Below are 15,384 nucleotides of genomic sequence, written 5' to 3'. Positions count from 1 at the left end.
GAGTTTCGGTCGCCGCGACCGCCAAGGCCGCCAAAGCCTCGTCCAATTCGATGCATTCGCAGGTAGCGCCCCGCGCCACGTTGTTCAACCAGGAAATCCCGCGCCGCCGCATGCCGGCTACCGCACGACCGTTGACGACAAAGACCCGAATATCCGAGTAACCCTCGCCGTCGCACTCGATAAAACGTTGCAAATAATAAATGCCGCGACTGCCGGTCAACCACAACAAGTCGGTGGATTTTTCGATGCGGCGAATGCCCTCGCCTTGCGAACCGAACAAGGGCTTGCTGATCAGAAAATGGCCGTCGCGCAACTCCTGTTCCGCAACCGCCAGCGCCTGTTCGCGGTTGCGAGTCACCCAGGTGGTGGCGGTAGGCAGACCGGCCTGTTGTAGTAAAAAGCTGGTCATGCCTTTGTCGACGCTGCGTTCGACCGCCCCGGCGTCGTTGTACACCGGCACGCCGGCAATTTTCAGCGCGTGCAAGATATCCAGGTAAAACACCACTTCTTCCAGCGAACCGCCCGGCACGCCGCGCACGAACACCGCGCGCGGCAAGCGATCAGGGTAGCCGGGCAACGCGATCGGCAGACCCGAGTTGGTCAATTGGAAACTGCATGCCGTGAGTGACACGAAGTCGGCGGAATAGCCCAGACCGGCGAAAGCGTGGGTCAATTGCTTGCCATGCCAGCCGGGGTCGTCAGTGATAATCGCGATTCGATGCAAAATAATTTAAGGACGTAAAAAACGGAAACGCGGCTGGAAGCCGCGTTGTTAGAACGAAAGGAAAAAGGCTTAGAGGCCGAAAGATAGGTCCAACAGCGCGTTATCCAGTTGGCCGGCCCGGAAACTTTTGCCGGAGTCGACCGCCGTGACGATCACGCTGGCCGGACTGAACAACATCGCGTCGATTTTGAAAAAATCGTATTCGTAAGCCTTGAAAATCTCTGCAAACGGTTTGCCATAGTCTTTCGACGTGGAACTGGGCAACTCTTTAGCCAGTTTTTCGGCGGCTTCGTCACTGCCTTTCACGAACAAATGGACTTGACCGGCGAACAAAATCGCATCGTTGGTACGTCCCATCGCCTTGACGAAATTCGGATGCGGCGGGCAAATCGGCGCGCTACCGGAACCGTCGAAGATGTTTTCCAGTGGGAAGTGCAAGGCATGAGCCTTGTGCATCGCCACTTCCAAAACCCGGCCGACAACTTGCACGCCGCCGGCCAGACTACTGGTCGGCGTGACGATGATGGTCAAGGCTGACGGCGCCAGACCGCACGCGGCTGCAACCTTCTCGACGATTTCGAGCGGCGGGACCGCATCGTTTTCGATTACCAGAACCGCGCGCTCGGCGACATCCCGATATTCCAGCTCTTTGTACAGTTCTTCGACCGGTTCGACCACGCCGTCCTTGATCTTGGTGGCCAGCGCCCGCGCCGGGCCGGAGCCCAAAGCATAATATTTGCCGTGCGACAAACTCCACCCGGCATACTGGCTACCCAAACAGGACAATACCGGATTGGTTGCATGGACATTGATCGTCAGCGGCCAATGCGCGGTGTAGGAACTCTGCGAAATCGTCGCGGTACCCATGCCGCCCATGCAAATCTCGGTGATGATTCGCCCGGCTTCCAAACCGCCTGGTACATTGATTCCGGCGTCGATAATCGTGCAACCGTTTTCCAAGCGCTCGACACCCAAGCGCAGCTTGTCGGCGTTATCCAACAATGTTTGAACCAAGGGCTGGGTAAGTTTATTGACGCTTGCCTGATATTGCATGAGATTAACGACCTGTTTCCAATAATGTTCCGAGAATGTGTAACCGGCGGCGCAACTGCAGCATCGCCAGGCCCGAATTTTTACCGGCCGCAATAATACTGCATATCGGCTGGCCCGCGCCAAAAAAAGCGCCGCCTGGCGGCCTATCCACGACCCAGTCCGGCCAAGAAAAACCGTCGGCGACACGGAGATTCCGATCAGCGAACACGGTACGCACCGCCTTGGACACCGGTGCCGATGCGACATTATCCAGCGACAATCCAAGACTTCCGCGCAGATGCGATACCAGCAAATCGTCGCCGTAAAGCTGAGCGCTAGCCGACACGCGGGGATTGAGTTCCAACACCCGAAAACCGTCGGGTACCAACATAAAATCCAAACTGTTCAGGCCGCGCAAACCGTATTCAGCCGTTAATTGGACCACGACTGTTCGCAAGGCTTGCGACACCTCACTCGGTATCGGTACCGAGCCGACGGCACCGGCAAACACAAACGCGAAGTCCGGACCTAAATTCGCGCGCCATTGCCGATTCCATCCCACCACCCGCGCCGACTCGCCATTGGCAACGAACAACGCCGACATCGCGATGCCGTCGACGTAACGTTGCCAATACCCCTCGCCGCTCGCATCCCGCCGCTCCGACTCCATCGATCTGGCGATGCCCAAACCGCCCTCGCCTCGCCAAGGCTTGCGCAACCATTCGCCCGCCTCGGTCGGCGCCTGGAAAACAACCTGAGGATAAGGTATCGCCAGTCGCGTCAGCAACGCAAAAAAATCCCGTTTATCCTGCAACCGGCAAAAAGTATCGGCCTGGTTGCCGAGCAATCGCCAATCCCGCGCCAGCTTCATCAAACTATCCGGATGCGTTTCAAAGCCGCTCCCGTACAAGACGTCGGCAATCCGGAAGCGCCCGCGGGCGTTAATTACCGCGAGCTTGATGTCGTCCCAGGCCAATGAGCGCACCCGATAAGTTTGATTTGCGATTTGCCGGGTATCGTCATCGGCAAAGCAATCGACGGCGACCACCTCGAAGCCGGCCCGGACCGCCAAAGCCGCCAACATCCGCGCCGATTTTGCAATTACCAACAAACACTTAGAAAATTCCGCCACCGCGATTCGAGTCCGTATCGTCATCAAGCCGCAAAAAATACTAGATTTCAAAAAAAACTTCTGGTTAAATACGCGGCTCATGGAGAGCTGGCTGAGCGGTCGAAAGCGGCGGTCTTGAAAACCGTTGAGGGCTTATACCCCTCCTGGGGTTCGAATCCCTAGCTCTCCGCCATAATTCAATGGCTTGCGCTATACTAAACCGGCTTCACCGCCGGTTTTTTTATGCCTGAATGGGGAAATTTTTCCCTATTGATCGCCTTAGTATTCAATTTCCAGCGACTAAAAACGCCTTCCCCGCCGACCAGCGACCACGGTGCCGGCATTTCGTAACCTTTCCCGCGCGCCGCGAAAATGAGCTTGGCGCCGCGCTCACGATATAGTGTCGAATCCGTTGGATAGCAGACTGTATTTGTCAATTTGCGTTGACTACACCGGTCTAGGGGTCGGCACCCCGTCAACGATGAACTCCATTGCCCTGCTTCTCGGTGCCGGCATGGCACGGCGTTGATAAGTCAGCTCGGCACCATTCGCCATTCTCGGCCATTTCTTGGCATTGCGGAACAGACTCGTGCATCTCTGGCAATCTCAATGATGGACAACTGGTCGCGGAAAACCATCCGCCTGATTTTGGCGTAAAAGATCATGATTGCCACCCTCTAAGCACCTGTCTGATGTTTGGACAGGACAGGCTAATAGCCTGTGGCCCATTTTCAGCCGGAATTTACCGATCTACATAGTCAATTTTCAACCGGTGTCAACATATGTTTCCAATTAAAACAAACGAAGTCGAATCGCCGCTCGATAAGATTAACGAAGCGGCTGCTCGCGAGAAATCGATTCGGCATGGGCATCTTAGTAGCACTCACCGGCAGCTAAAAGTAACGCCATTGATTTGAACAGAAAATCGACGATTTAAAGTGAAACCCCGGTTATGGTTCAGACGGCTAACTAGAGTTGGCATTCCGTCGTTATATGCCTGACGCCGAATTTTTAGTTTCAGTCGGGAATGCGGCCGTTCGTCGTTGCTCTATCGATATATTCCAGAATTGAAGCGCCGACTTGGGCGACGGAATCTAGGCGTGCAGCTAAACCCGCTCGTATTTGACCGATCGTCAAAGACTGTCGCGCGGAGTCCCAGCACTCTTTGGACTCGTCAGCTGATTCCATCGACAAAATCGGCCGAACCCAAACCGTTAAGCCCGGCTCGGCCGCGCGCTGAAACCAACCAGCGGCGCTAGTAAAAATGCGGTGGTGATGCCGACCGCCAGGGTCAGGCCAAAGGCGTGGACGATGGCGGTCGAGCTGAGCGCCAGGAGTCCGTAGGCCAGCAAGGTGCTGAAGGCGGACAGGGTGACGGCGAGTCCGGTCGAGTCGCGCCGTTCGCTGCCGGCCAGATGAAAGAACACCGCGTAATCGACGCCGACTTCCAGCACCAGCATCAGCGCGAACAGATTGAACAAGGTAAACAATTCGCCGCGCCAGCCCAATATCGCCAAGGCCGCCGCCATCGCGACGGCCGGCACGGCCATGACCTGCAAACCGCTGCGCCAGCCCAATTTAAAGACCAGCGCGGCCAGCAACAAGCCGCACACGCCTAGCAACAAGCCGGTGACCATCGCGCGGTAACGGGCGAATAGCGCCGACATTTGCCCGGCCTGATCCACCCAGGCCACCCCTGGCAGGTTTTGCAGCGCGGCGAGGCCGGCCAGATCGGCAACGCCGCTCAATGCCACCACGCTACGGCAGGCACCGACATCGCAACCCAGCCACAGGCCGCGCTGACCGGGATCGGCGGCGGCCAGCCAATCAGCCAGCGGCAAGACCCTTGCCTCGGCGGCGACGAATTGGCGGGCTTCCTCGGCGGCGGCTTGGGCGCTGAAGCCCAAGCCCGTCATATAGGTTTTCAATCTCACGTTGTCGTACAGCGTGGTTTGCAGCAAGCGGTAATCGGCGCGCTGCCGCTCCGGATCGGGCCAAGCCGCGCTGATCGCGTCGTAACCCGCCAATCCGCCCTGCCCGCGAATGCCGTTTAAACCAGCCAGCAGTCGATGTTCGTTGGCGAGCCATTCTGTTTGATCGGCGCCACTGACCAGAAAAAACTGACTGTCGTAGCCAATCGCCAGCACTTGCTTGAGTTTGGCGTCGGCGGCCAGCAAACTGGTCGGAGCCGATTGCAACAGGCGCACGTCGTCCTTGGGCTGTAATTGGGTCAAGCCGCCGACCAGCAAGACCGCCAGGCTTAGTGCCAGCGCGACCCGATGGCGGTTAAGCCAACCCGGCCAGACTTGCTGCCAATAACGGGTCAACCGTAACACGGCCGGCCGATGCGGCATGCGAAAGCCGCCCAGCAAGCACGGAAACACCGCGACGACAGTCAACCACGACACAATCAAACCGATGGCCGAAAACGCGGCGATTTCTCGCAAGCCGGGAAACGGCGACCAGCCCAAACCGGCGTAGCCCAGCAAGCTGGTCAACAGGCCGAAGCCGATGCCGGGCAACACATAGGCCAAGCCCTGGCGCGGCGTCCAATCCGGCAAGCCCATGCCGTCGCAAAAAAAATGCAGCGCATAATCGACAACGACCCCGACCAGGCTGGAACCGAACACCAGCGTCAGAATATGCAGCTTGCCGAACAGTTGCAGGCTCAATACCCAAGCCGCGAACAAGCCGGCGGCGACCGCCAGACACGACAGCAGCAAGGGCCGCGGGCCGCGGAACGCCGCCCAGAGCAAGATCAGCAAGCCTAGCGTCGATCCGCCGCCGATCAGCGACATCTCTTGCTGAGCGCTATGCGAGCCATGGGCGGTAAATAGCGGCATGCCGGTCGCCAGCAACTCGCCGCCCTGCTCGGCGATTTGCCCGGTCAGCCGCTGGTTGAGGCTTAGCAGGGTGCCCAGTTTATCCAGTTTCAGGTCGCTATCCGGCCATTCGCCGATCAGCAGGGCCCAGTAGCGGCCGTCGCGCTTGATCAGCGGGACGCCTTGGTGCAGGCTGGCCGCCAACGGCTGCCGGGCCCGCAGATAGCGGTTGAACAGTAGCCAGGGATCGCGTTCCAAGCCGGCGGTCTGCAATTGGCCGACCGGACTGTACAGCCAGGCCAGATTTTCGGCGGCGATTTTGGCAGGATCTTGGCTGAGGGTTTGCCGGGTGGCGTCGTCCAATAACTGATAGCGATAGTCAAACCAACGCCGATAGGCCGGCGCCGCAACGTCCGCCGCGCGTTCCAGCGGCAAACTCGCGAACAAACCGCTGGCCGCCAGCTCGCGGTGGACTTGCCGAATCGCGGCGACGGCTTGATCGGCGCTCGCCGCGCCGGCCAGCCAAATCAGCTTGCCTTGGATTTGCCGATTCCGCGCGGCAATCGCCTCGGCCACGTCCGGGCGTTGTTCCGCGACCGGCAGCAAGGCCATGAAACCGGTTTCCAGCCAATCCCGCGACCAGTCGCGCGCCGCCTGCCAAGCCAGCGCAGTCATCGCCAGACACCAAATCAGCGCATACAGCCTAGGGCGATAAACGTTCAAATTCGGCCGCCTGTGCCGGCGTCAGTTGGGCCGGATGGCTGATGTGTTCGAAGACGGTACTGGAGCGGTTGCCGCCGCTTTCCAGTATATCGAAGCCGCGCAAGTCGCTATCGCCGGACAGTACCAGTTCGGCGACGATCTTGGCGAGTAGCGGGTCCTTGGGTAGGAACTGCAAGCGCCAACTCCGGGCCTGGACGCTGCCTTGAATCTCGAAGTCCGCCCGCAATCGAGCGAAGTCGCCGCCCAACAGTGCCGGTATCAATTGGCCGAAACTGGGCGGCAGGGCTTGCTCGCCCTGCTCGGAAATCATCCGGTCTCCGCCGATCAATACCGTCGAGGCGACCGGGCTGACGGTATTCCAGATCACGCCGCCGCTTTGGGCATAAACGAACTCGCCTTCGGACACCAAAGGTTGTTGCAGAAAGGCCAGTTGCTTGGTTTGCCGAAAATGGCCGACCGCGATCGGTTGAGGTTGCAGCATCGCTCGGACTTGGTCCAACACGTCGTCGGCCCATGCCGGCGGCACGAGCAACATCAGCATTACCAGGCTCAGTCGGAACACGGCGACACCAAGCCCAATTTGGCGAGCAGCACCGGCGGCGATTGCCAACACAGCTCGCCGCTGTTTAAATCGACGGCCACCTGCACGCTATAGCCCTTGGTCAAGCGATCACCGCTGGCCTGGTCGAGGATCAGGTAATCAATTTTCAAGCGGTGCTCCCATTCGCTCAAACGGGCTCTGACCAGCACCCTCTGACCAAAGCGGGCCGGTTTGACGTAGCGGATGCGTATATCCACCAGCGGCCAGGCGAAGCCGGAGTCCCGCATTTGCGGATAGTTGTAGGCTATCTTGTCCAACAGCGCGCAGCGCGCCACTTCGAAATATTTGCAATAGTGGCCGTGCCAGGCCACGGCCATCATGTCGACATCGTGAAACGGGATATCGATGGCGACTTCGGCTTCCAGCACGGACTTAGTCATATAAAGACCAGCGCTGGCTGCGTATCGCGTCGAGACAGGCCCGCAATTCGCCGTCCAAGGCCCGGTCCTCGGTCAGCGGCGCGACCAGACGGCGCAGATCGGCGCAGGTGTCGCTCAACGGCTCGGACAACAGCGCGCCGCCGCGCAATTCCACGGCTTGCACGCTGGCCAGCAATGCCGCCGCCGCCACCTGCTCGGTCAATTCCACGATGCGCAAGCAGTCGCGGGCGGCAATCGTGCCCATGCTGACCTTGTCCTGGTTATGGCATTCGGTGGATCGGGAGAACACGCTGGCCGGCATCGTCAATTTCAAGGCTTCGGCAGTCCAGGCCGACGCGGCGATTTGCACGGCCTTGAAACCGTGGTTGAGCGGCGCCAACTCGCCGACCTCGCCCGCCAGATTGGCCGGCAGGCCATGATTGAATTTGGGATCGACCAGTTGCGCCAATTGCCTGTCCAGCAAATCGGCGATATTGGCGACGGCGGTTTTCAAGGTGTCCATCGCCAACGCGATGTGGCCGCCGTAAAAATGCCCGCCGTGCAACACGTGCTCGTCGTCGGCGTCGATCAACGGATTGTCGTTGGCGCTGTTCAACTCGGTTTCGATCAGTTGCCGCAACCAGGGCAAGGCGTCTTCCAACACCCCAATCACATGCGGCGCACAGCGTAGCGAATAGCGATCCTGCAAGCGGCTGTCGTTGCGCGGCATGTCGGCGTGCCATTGCAAATCGGTGCGAATCCGCGCCGCGACCTTGGCCTGACCGGGATGCGGCTTGAGCTGGAACAATTTGGCGTCGAAATGGTAGGCGTTACCTTGCATTGCGGTGACCGCCAAACTGGTGATGCGCGCGGCCAGCCGGGACAGATATTCGGCGCGGCCGAAGGCCAGACAGGCCAGACCGGTCATCGCCGCCGTGCCATTCATGATCGCCAAGGCTTCCTTGGGCTGGAAGGTCAGCGGTGCAATGCCCAGTTCCGCGTAGACCTCGACGACCGAACGACGCCGGTTTTGGTACAGCACGTCGCGCTCGCCGGCCAGCACGGCGGCCAAATAGGACAGCGGCGTCAGATCGCCGCTGGCGCCGACCGAGCCTTCTCGCGGGATCAACGGCAGAATGTCGCGGCGCAGCAATAAAGTTAGATGTTGCAATAAGCGATAGCGAACGCCGGAGTAGCCGCGCGCCAAACTGGTCAGGCGGGCGACCAAAATGGCGCGGGTTTGTTCCGGATCGAAGTCCTCGCCCAAACCGCAACCGTGAAAGCGGTACAAACGCACCGGCAGTTGTCCGACCAATTCGACCGGCACCGGGACGGTACAGGAGTCGCCGTAGCCGGTGGTGACGCCGTAGACGCAACCTTCCTCGGCCAGCAAGGTATCGACGAAACCGGCGCCGCGATCGATGCGGGCGATAAATTCCGCCGCCTCGCTCAACACCGCGGCGGCCGTGCCGCGCGAGATACCGATCACGGCCTCGATACTCAGCGGCGTGCCGTCGAAAATCACCGCCGCCCGTTTAGTCATCGGCATGCTCTGCCGGATAGCGACTCTGAAAATACTTGGACGCCATTTCGAAACGCCGACAGGCTAGTCGCATCGGAGCGGCTTCCAGTGCGGTTGAAGCCGCTCCCACACCAAAGTTTTTCATGCGCGGGAGCAAGCCGCCAGCTTCATCATCGTTAGGCTTGATGTCGGTAACCATTACATCAACGGCCATATCTGATCGAGAATTTTGCCGTTCGTGGCCAATATCTGCTTGGGAAACACGCCGGGATTGCCCTGAAAATCGGTCAGCGTGCCGCCGGCTTCTAGAACGACCAATGCCCCACCAGCCACGTCGTACAAATTCAATTCCTGTTCCCAGAACGCATCGACCTGACCGTCGGCCACCGTGCATAAATCCAATGCCGCCGAACCCATTCGACGCTGGCCGGTGGTCGCCTGGGCGATGCGGCAGAAGCGAGGCAGGTTGTTGTCCGGCAAATACTGGCGCAAACAGGCGAAGCCGGTCGACACCATGCTGGCGGCCAGACTGGTCTCGTCCGACACCCGGATCGGCTTGCCGTTTTTCCAGGCACCTTGGCCTTTAGCCGCGCAGTAGTAGTCGTCCAGAGCCGGGCCGTACACCGCGCCGACCACCAATTCGCCGGCAATTTCCAAGGCCACGCTGACGCCCCAAAAATACTGGCCTTTCGAAAACGAATGGGTACCGTCGATCGGATCGACGATCCAGCGCTGGTTTTGGTTGGCGGTTTGGCCGCTCTCCTCGCCCCAGAAGCCGTATTCCGGCCATTTTTCGGTCAAGGCCTGTTTCAGATAATGTTCGACCGCGACATCGGCGTCGGTGACCAGATCGCGTGCGCTTTTTTTGCTGACGGCCAATTGGTCCAGATCGTTGAAATAAGTCATCGCAATCGCGCCGGCGGCGCGCACGATGGTTTCCAGTTCGGAAAGTGGGATAGGCATGAATTTCCACTGAGGTTGATGAAAACGGGCGGAGTCGGTCTCCGCCCGCTCGAGCCGGCAAACGCTGGCGTAGTTATAGATTGTGGTAACCGGTTTCTTCGTGCAGCGCGATGTCGAGACCTTCGACTTCTTCGTCTTCGCTGACCCGCAAACCGATGGTTTTGTCGAGCAGCTTCAAGACCAGATAGCTGAACGCGGCGCTCCAAACGATGGTCACCAACACCGCCAGCGCTTGCACGCCGACTTGCTCGGCGATGCTGACACCGTTCAGCCCCAAGCCGCCGAAACTTTCCGCCGCGAACACACCGGTCAAAATGGAGCCGACGCAGCCGCCGACGCCATGCACCGGAAACACGTCCAGCGAATCGTCGATTTTCAGGCCGCGCTTCACGTATTGCGTCGCATAAAAGCAAACGATACCGGCAACAATGCCGATGACCAGACCGCCGATCGGACCGACAAAGCCCGAAGCCGGCGTAATGGTGCCTAAACCGGCCACCATGCCGGTGACGATGCCCAACACACTGGGTTTGCCGAAGCGGCGCCATTCGATGGTCATCCAGGTCAGCGAACCGGCGGCGGCGGCGATATGAGTCACCGCGATCGCCATGCCGGCGCTACCGTCGGCCTTCAGGGCGCTGCCGCCGTTGAAGCCAAACCAGCCGAACCACAGCATGCCGGCGCCGGTGACGACCATGGTCATGTTATGCGGCGGCATGGCCACGGTCGGAAAACCTTTCCGGTTGCCGATGACCAAGGCCGAGACCAGGGACGCCACGCCGGCATTGACGTGAATCACGATCCCACCGGCGAAGTCCTTGGCACCCAGCGCGGCCAGCCAGCCGTTACCCCACATCCAATGGCAAATCGGCATATAGACGACGATCAGCCATAAAGCGCTGAACCAGAGCATCGCCGAAAACTTCATCCGTTCGGCGAACGCGCCGACGATCAAGGCCGGCGTGATAATCGCGAAGGTCATTTGAAACATGAAATACACGGTTTCCGGAATATCGCCGATCAAATTAGCGATACCCATGTCCGGCAGGAACAATTTGCCGGCGCCGCCCAGCCACGGTTGCCAGTCGCCACCGTCGGCGAATACCAGACTGTACACGCCTGCCAACCATAACAACGACACCAGACAAGTAATTGCAAAACACTGCATCAAAACCGATAGCACGTTTTTGCTACGGACCAAGCCGCCGTAAAACAGCGACAAGCCGGGTATCGTCATGAACAACACCAGAGCGGTGGATGTAAGCACCCAGGCGGTGTTAGCTTGATTGATGCCCTCCGCGCACGCGGCGGCGGGCCAGATGAACAACGGTGCTGTGAGTACGAAGACTCTTTTTGTTATTGTCATTTTTGTTGAATTTTTGCTAGGTCAATTTTTGGAGAACCAGAAACGACAAAATCGCCCTGGCCCGCGAATCGTCTTCGCGAACCAGGGCGATTGAAATGTTCGCCCAGCAATAAAACCCGCTGGGGAAATCTAAATCGCGTCTTCCCCGGTTTCTCCGGTTCTGATTCGGATAATTTGTTCGAGACTGCTGACGAAGATCTTGCCGTCGCCGATTTTTCCGGTGTTGGCGGCTTTGACGATCGCCTCGACGGCCCGGTCGACCACATTGTCGGCCACGGCTATCTCCAGCTTCACTTTGGGCAAGAAATCAACCACATATTCGGCACCCCGATAAAGCTCGGTGTGGCCTTTTTGCCGTCCAAAACCTTTGACCTCGGTGGCGGTCACGCCGGCCACGCCGATCTCGGACAAGGCTTCCCTGACGTCGTCCAGTTTGAACGGTTTGATAATCGCTGTAATGAGTTTCATGCTATCCCCAAATTCGAATGAATAATTTGCTGTGTCGGAAGGCTACCGCCAATCATAAATAATTCCAGGCTAACCTACAATTTACCGGCTCAAGCACCGGAAAGGTGCTTTTAATGATAGCAAAAACGGACCGCCCTGACCGACGGTCCGTTTTTTCCTTGTTAATCAGCAATCTCGATAGCTTAAATGTGATAAGCCGTTTCGCCGTGCTCGGTCACGTCCAAACCTTCGCGCTCGGTCGCTTCGTTGACGCGCAGACCCACCGCCACGTCGGCGATTTTGAATGCCACGAACGATGCAATGCCGGACCAGACAATCGCGACACCCACGCCCCAGGCTTGGCTGGTGACTTGCGTCAACATGTCGTATTCCGCTACCGCGTTGGCGACATAATCCCACACGCCGGTACCGCCCAGTGCCGGGCTCGCGACGATGCCGGTCCCCAAGGCGCCGACGATGCCGCCAACACCGTGTACGCCGAAGGCGTCCAACGAGTCGTCATAGTTCAGCGCATGTTTCAAGCGAGTCACCGACCAGAAGCACACCGCGCCGACAACGAAGCCCAGCGCGATCGAACCCATCGGCCCCGCCCAACCGCAAGCCGGGGTGATCGCAACCAGACCGGCCACGGCGCCGGAAGTCGCGCCCAACATGCTGGGCTTGCCGCGCACCAGCCATTCCATGACCATCCAGGACAAGGTCGCGGCTGCGGCAGCCAGTAGCGTGTTAACGAAAACCAATGCAGCCAGACCGTTGGCTTCCAAGTTGGAACCGGCGTTGAAACCGAACCAACCGATCCACAACAACGAAGCGCCGATCATGTTCATCGTTACGCTATGCGGCGCGATGAATTCCTTGCCGTAGCCGATGCGTTTGCCGATCAGCAGACAGCCGACCAAACCGGCCATGCCGGCGTTGATATGCACAACGGTGCCGCCGGCGAAGTCCAGCGCGCCTTTTTGGAACAAGAAACCGGCCGTGGCTCCCGCTGCTTCGGCCGCAGTCGCGTCTGTATATGCGTCCGGACCGGCCCAGTACCAAACCATGTGCGCCATCGGTAAATAACAAATGCTGAACCAGATTACCGTAAACAACAGCACCGCCGAGAACTTCACGCGCTCGGCGAAGGCGCCGATTATTAGCGCCGGAGTAATCGCCGAAAAGGTCAGCTGAAAAGCGACATAAATGTATTCCGGCACGTACACGCCCTTGCTAAAGGTCGCCGCCATCGAATCCGGCGTGATACCGGACAGAAAGGCCTTGCTGAAACCGCCAAAAAACGCGTTGCCTTCGGTAAACGCCACGCTATACCCGTAAACCGCCCACAAAATGGCCGATAACGAAAAGATCACGAACACTTGCATCAGAATCGACAACATGTTTTTGGCTCGCACCATGCCGCCGTAAAACAATGCCAAACCGGGAATGACCATCAACGCGACCAATACCGTGGCAACAATCATCCAGGCAGTATCGCCCTTGTTCACGGTGGCTTGAACGGCCGGTGCCGCCGCTTCTTCCGCGCCGGCGATCCCCGAGAAGCCCAACAGCGCCAACAGCGCCATGCCTGCTACATATCTCATTTGCTTAGTCCCCATGGTCTAGGTTTAAAGTGCTTCTTCGCCGGATTCGCCGGTTCTGATCCGGACGACCTGCTCCAAATTAGTCACGAAAATCTTGCCGTCGCCGATCTTTCCGGTATTGGCGACTTTTACGATGGCTTCCACCGCCTGATCCAGCAACGCGTCGGCCACTGCCACCTCGATTTTGGCCTTGGGCAGAAAATCCACGACGTATTCAGCGCCGCGATACAGTTCGGTGTGGCCTTTTTGCCTGCCGAATCCCTTAACCTCGGTTACCGTCACACCGGAAACGCCGATATCCGATAACGCTTCCCGCACGTCATCGAGCTTGAACGGTTTTACAACCGCTGTTATCAGTTTCATAGTTCAACACCTCGTTGCTTGAGTTAGTAAATTCCCAACTCAGCCAAAGCAGAATATATGCCAGTATTTATATCCATGTTTTTTAAGCATAATTTGCTTAAAACATTAAAATCCCTCAGAGAATCGCACCCAGATGGTGCGAAGGTTCATGTAGCGCACCATTTCCAAACAAATGCTCACTAAAAATGTTAAGCAAACACGCTAAGTGGCGCTAAACTAAGCATTAGCTTGCAGGACCGCTATCGCGACCACCCAAGCACCACGACAGTGCAAACAACGATTTTTGCACCAAATCCACTCAAAAATACCTGGCCAACGCCCGCTATCTCCTTGATTTCCAAAGCATGAGACTTGGCCTAAAAACTGCTTAATAAACTTTCGAGTACCAACTAGAAAAGGGGAATACCATCATGAAACACCACTTCCAATCTCGCCGAACTTACGTTGCTGGCATTTTGGCGCTATGCAGCGCTTCGGCCGGCGCCGAGAGCTGGACGGAAGCCTCCGGCCTGCTCGGAGCCGCGGGCATAGACCCGAATGAAGCTAAATTCATGAAAGATCACAATCTGAAAATCGGCGGTTGGCTGGAAACCAGTGTCGGCGCCAACATGAGCGGCAGCCATGGCGACGGCTTCAACGGTCCGGTCACGTTTAACGACCGTACCGGCGAAGTTCAACTGAATCAACTGTATCTTTATCTGCAAAAAGCAGTCACCGTAAGCGGCGACAGCTTCGATATCGGCGGCAGAGTGGACTTCATGTACGGCACCGATGCCATTTTTACGCAAGCGTACGGCACTGCCGCCGCGGACAACCGCGGCAATTGGGACCTGTATCTCACCGAACGCGGCGAGCGCTTTTATAGCATTGCCCTGCCGCAAGCCTATGCGGAATTGAACCTGCCATTCGGTAACGGCGTTGATGTAAAAATCGGTCACTTTTACACCATCATCGGTTATGAAGTGGTCACATCACCGGACAACTTTTTCGTCACCAAGCCTTACACGATGCAATATGGCGAACCGTTCACCCACACCGGCGTGTTGGCTAGCTATGCCATCAACAGTAATTGGAGCGTATCCGGTGGCGCGGTCACCGGCAGCCAGACCGGTGGCTGGGACGGTAATTTCGATAGAGGACTCGGTAACTGGGCTTGGCTGGGTGGCGTCACTTGGACCAGCGACGACGCAGGCACCTCGCTAGCAGTAACTTCAACAGCCGGCCATCAAGCGGAAAATAACAGCTCGGCGTGGTCCATGTATAGCGTCGTCGGCAAACACAACTTCACCGATAAACTGCACTACATCATCCAGCACGATCACGGCTTCGCCGACAACGTTGCCGCGGCAACCGGACCAGACGCGGAGTGGTACGGCATCAACCAGTATCTGATCTACGACGTAAATGACAAGCTTTCCGGCGGCCTGCGCGCGGAATGGTTCCGCGACCACAACGGTTTCCGGGTTAACGGACCGGGCCGCTGCTACGCCGCTTCAAGCAATTTGGGCTCAGCTAACTTTGCATGCCCGAACGGCCCTTACGCCAACGGCAATTACACCTACGAAGGCAGCGGCTACTACGCAGTTACAGCCGGCCTGAGTTACAAACCCGCCAAATGGTTGAACTTGCGTCCAAACATTCGCTACGACTTCACCGATAAAACAAAGGCCTTCGACAACGGCCAAGGCCGCAATCAGTTGCTTTTCACAGCGGACGTAGTGGTTACGTTCTAATTGCGACCGATTAG

The 15,384-nt window shown here is 58.0% G+C and carries 15 protein-coding genes and 1 tRNA gene; 3 read left to right on the top strand and 13 right to left on the bottom strand.

Annotation, left to right across the window (positions count from 1 at the left end):
* The 3 genes from A1355_RS01705 to A1355_RS01695 all read right to left on the bottom strand — a co-directional run.
* Positions 1–724, bottom strand: a 724-nt coding sequence (locus A1355_RS01705; protein WP_064024349.1) for an ATP-grasp domain-containing protein, incomplete at its 3' end; no start/stop codon positions are given.
* A gap of 69 nt (positions 725–793) precedes the next feature.
* The gene (gene mch, locus A1355_RS01700; protein ID WP_064024347.1) at positions 794–1,777 is read right to left on the bottom strand and encodes a methenyltetrahydromethanopterin cyclohydrolase; all 984 of its coding nucleotides are present in this window, start codon (positions 1,775–1,777) and stop codon (positions 794–796) included.
* A 4-nt stretch (positions 1,778–1,781) separates the two neighbouring features.
* Complete coding sequence (locus A1355_RS01695) at positions 1,782–2,939, bottom strand: ATP-grasp domain-containing protein (protein WP_197471686.1); 1,158 nt, start codon at positions 2,937–2,939, stop codon at positions 1,782–1,784.
* Positions 2,940–2,969: 30 nt separating this feature from the next.
* Here A1355_RS01695 and A1355_RS01690 point away from each other — a divergent pair.
* Positions 2,970–3,060: transfer RNA gene (locus A1355_RS01690), tRNA-Ser, on the top strand.
* A 589-nt stretch (positions 3,061–3,649) separates the two neighbouring features.
* On the top strand, positions 3,650–3,784 hold the full coding sequence (locus A1355_RS26540) for a DUF1156 domain-containing protein (protein ID WP_082885294.1): 135 nt from the start codon (positions 3,650–3,652) through the stop codon (positions 3,782–3,784).
* Between the two features lie 297 nt (positions 3,785–4,081).
* On the opposite strand, the gene A1355_RS01685 is transcribed toward A1355_RS26540, so the two are convergent.
* The 10 genes from A1355_RS01685 to A1355_RS01640 form a co-directional block, all read right to left on the bottom strand.
* Complete coding sequence (locus A1355_RS01685) at positions 4,082–6,412, bottom strand: MMPL family transporter (protein ID WP_064024343.1); 2,331 nt, start codon at positions 6,410–6,412, stop codon at positions 4,082–4,084.
* Complete coding sequence (locus tag A1355_RS01680; protein ID WP_197471685.1) at positions 6,393–6,974, bottom strand: outer membrane lipoprotein carrier protein LolA; 582 nt, start codon at positions 6,972–6,974, stop codon at positions 6,393–6,395. Before A1355_RS01680 ends, A1355_RS01685 begins: the two co-directional genes overlap by 20 nt.
* The gene (locus A1355_RS01675) at positions 6,962–7,393 is read right to left on the bottom strand and encodes an acyl-CoA thioesterase (RefSeq protein ID WP_064024339.1); all 432 of its coding nucleotides are present in this window, start codon (positions 7,391–7,393) and stop codon (positions 6,962–6,964) included. Before A1355_RS01675 ends, A1355_RS01680 begins: the two co-directional genes overlap by 13 nt.
* Positions 7,386–8,915, bottom strand: a complete 1,530-nt coding sequence (locus A1355_RS01670; protein WP_064024355.1) for an HAL/PAL/TAL family ammonia-lyase — start codon at positions 8,913–8,915, stop codon at positions 7,386–7,388. The genes A1355_RS01675 and A1355_RS01670 overlap by 8 nt, the downstream gene beginning before the upstream one ends.
* Positions 8,908–9,108 carry a hypothetical protein gene (locus A1355_RS01665; protein ID WP_157197694.1) on the bottom strand — a complete coding sequence of 67 codons (201 nt, stop codon included), beginning with the start codon at positions 9,106–9,108 and terminating at the stop codon, positions 8,908–8,910. The genes A1355_RS01670 and A1355_RS01665 overlap by 8 nt, the downstream gene beginning before the upstream one ends.
* The gene (locus A1355_RS01660; protein WP_064024335.1) at positions 9,093–9,857 is read right to left on the bottom strand and encodes an inositol monophosphatase family protein; all 765 of its coding nucleotides are present in this window, start codon (positions 9,855–9,857) and stop codon (positions 9,093–9,095) included. The genes A1355_RS01665 and A1355_RS01660 overlap by 16 nt, the downstream gene beginning before the upstream one ends.
* Before the next feature lie 73 nt (positions 9,858–9,930).
* Entirely contained in the window at positions 9,931–11,223 is a 1,293-nt protein-coding gene (locus A1355_RS01655; RefSeq protein WP_064024333.1) for an ammonium transporter, read from the bottom strand.
* A gap of 129 nt (positions 11,224–11,352) precedes the next feature.
* The gene (locus tag A1355_RS01650; protein WP_064024330.1) at positions 11,353–11,691 is read right to left on the bottom strand and encodes a P-II family nitrogen regulator; all 339 of its coding nucleotides are present in this window, start codon (positions 11,689–11,691) and stop codon (positions 11,353–11,355) included.
* Between the two features lie 182 nt (positions 11,692–11,873).
* Positions 11,874–13,274: an ammonium transporter gene (locus A1355_RS01645; RefSeq protein ID WP_064024328.1), complete on the bottom strand. Its 1,401-nt coding sequence runs from the start codon at positions 13,272–13,274 to the stop codon at positions 11,874–11,876.
* Positions 13,275–13,298: 24 nt separating this feature from the next.
* Positions 13,299–13,637, bottom strand: coding sequence for a P-II family nitrogen regulator (locus tag A1355_RS01640; protein WP_064024325.1), 339 nt, complete (start codon positions 13,635–13,637; stop codon positions 13,299–13,301).
* 410 nt (positions 13,638–14,047) lie between these two features.
* Here A1355_RS01640 and A1355_RS01635 point away from each other — a divergent pair, with 410 nt between their 5' ends.
* The gene (locus A1355_RS01635) at positions 14,048–15,370 is read left to right on the top strand and encodes a porin (RefSeq protein ID WP_064024323.1); all 1,323 of its coding nucleotides are present in this window, start codon (positions 14,048–14,050) and stop codon (positions 15,368–15,370) included.
* Positions 15,371–15,384 lie beyond the last annotated feature (14 nt).

This window comes from Methylomonas koyamae, assembly GCF_001644025.1.
In the GTDB taxonomy this organism is placed as follows: Bacteria; Pseudomonadota; Gammaproteobacteria; order Methylococcales; family Methylomonadaceae; genus Methylomonas; species Methylomonas koyamae_A.
The sequence above is the reverse complement of the archived record's forward strand: the minus strand, read 5'-3'. Positions and strand labels throughout refer to the sequence as shown.

Excerpts from the sequence above, each read along its gene's own strand:
- A1355_RS01665 (WP_157197694.1), bottom strand. The coding sequence starts at position 9,108 with ATGGCCGTTGATGTAATGGTTACCGACATCAAGCCTAACGATGATGAA.
- A1355_RS01670 (WP_064024355.1), bottom strand. The coding sequence starts at position 8,915 with ATGACTAAACGGGCGGCGGTGATTTTCGACGGCACGCCGCTGAGTATC.
- A1355_RS01650 (WP_064024330.1), bottom strand. The coding sequence starts at position 11,691 with ATGAAACTCATTACAGCGATTATCAAACCGTTCAAACTGGACGACGTC.
- mch (WP_064024347.1), bottom strand. The coding sequence starts at position 1,777 with ATGCAATATCAGGCAAGCGTCAATAAACTTACCCAGCCCTTGGTTCAA.
- A1355_RS01660 (WP_064024335.1), bottom strand. The coding sequence starts at position 9,857 with ATGCCTATCCCACTTTCCGAACTGGAAACCATCGTGCGCGCCGCCGGC.
- A1355_RS01655 (WP_064024333.1), bottom strand. The coding sequence starts at position 11,223 with ATGACAATAACAAAAAGAGTCTTCGTACTCACAGCACCGTTGTTCATC.
- A1355_RS01675 (WP_064024339.1), bottom strand. The coding sequence starts at position 7,393 with ATGACTAAGTCCGTGCTGGAAGCCGAAGTCGCCATCGATATCCCGTTT.
- A1355_RS01645 (WP_064024328.1), bottom strand. The coding sequence starts at position 13,274 with ATGAGATATGTAGCAGGCATGGCGCTGTTGGCGCTGTTGGGCTTCTCG.
- A1355_RS26540 (WP_082885294.1), top strand. The coding sequence starts at position 3,650 with ATGTTTCCAATTAAAACAAACGAAGTCGAATCGCCGCTCGATAAGATT.
- A1355_RS01640 (WP_064024325.1), bottom strand. The coding sequence starts at position 13,637 with ATGAAACTGATAACAGCGGTTGTAAAACCGTTCAAGCTCGATGACGTG.
- A1355_RS01635 (WP_064024323.1), top strand. The coding sequence starts at position 14,048 with ATGAAACACCACTTCCAATCTCGCCGAACTTACGTTGCTGGCATTTTG.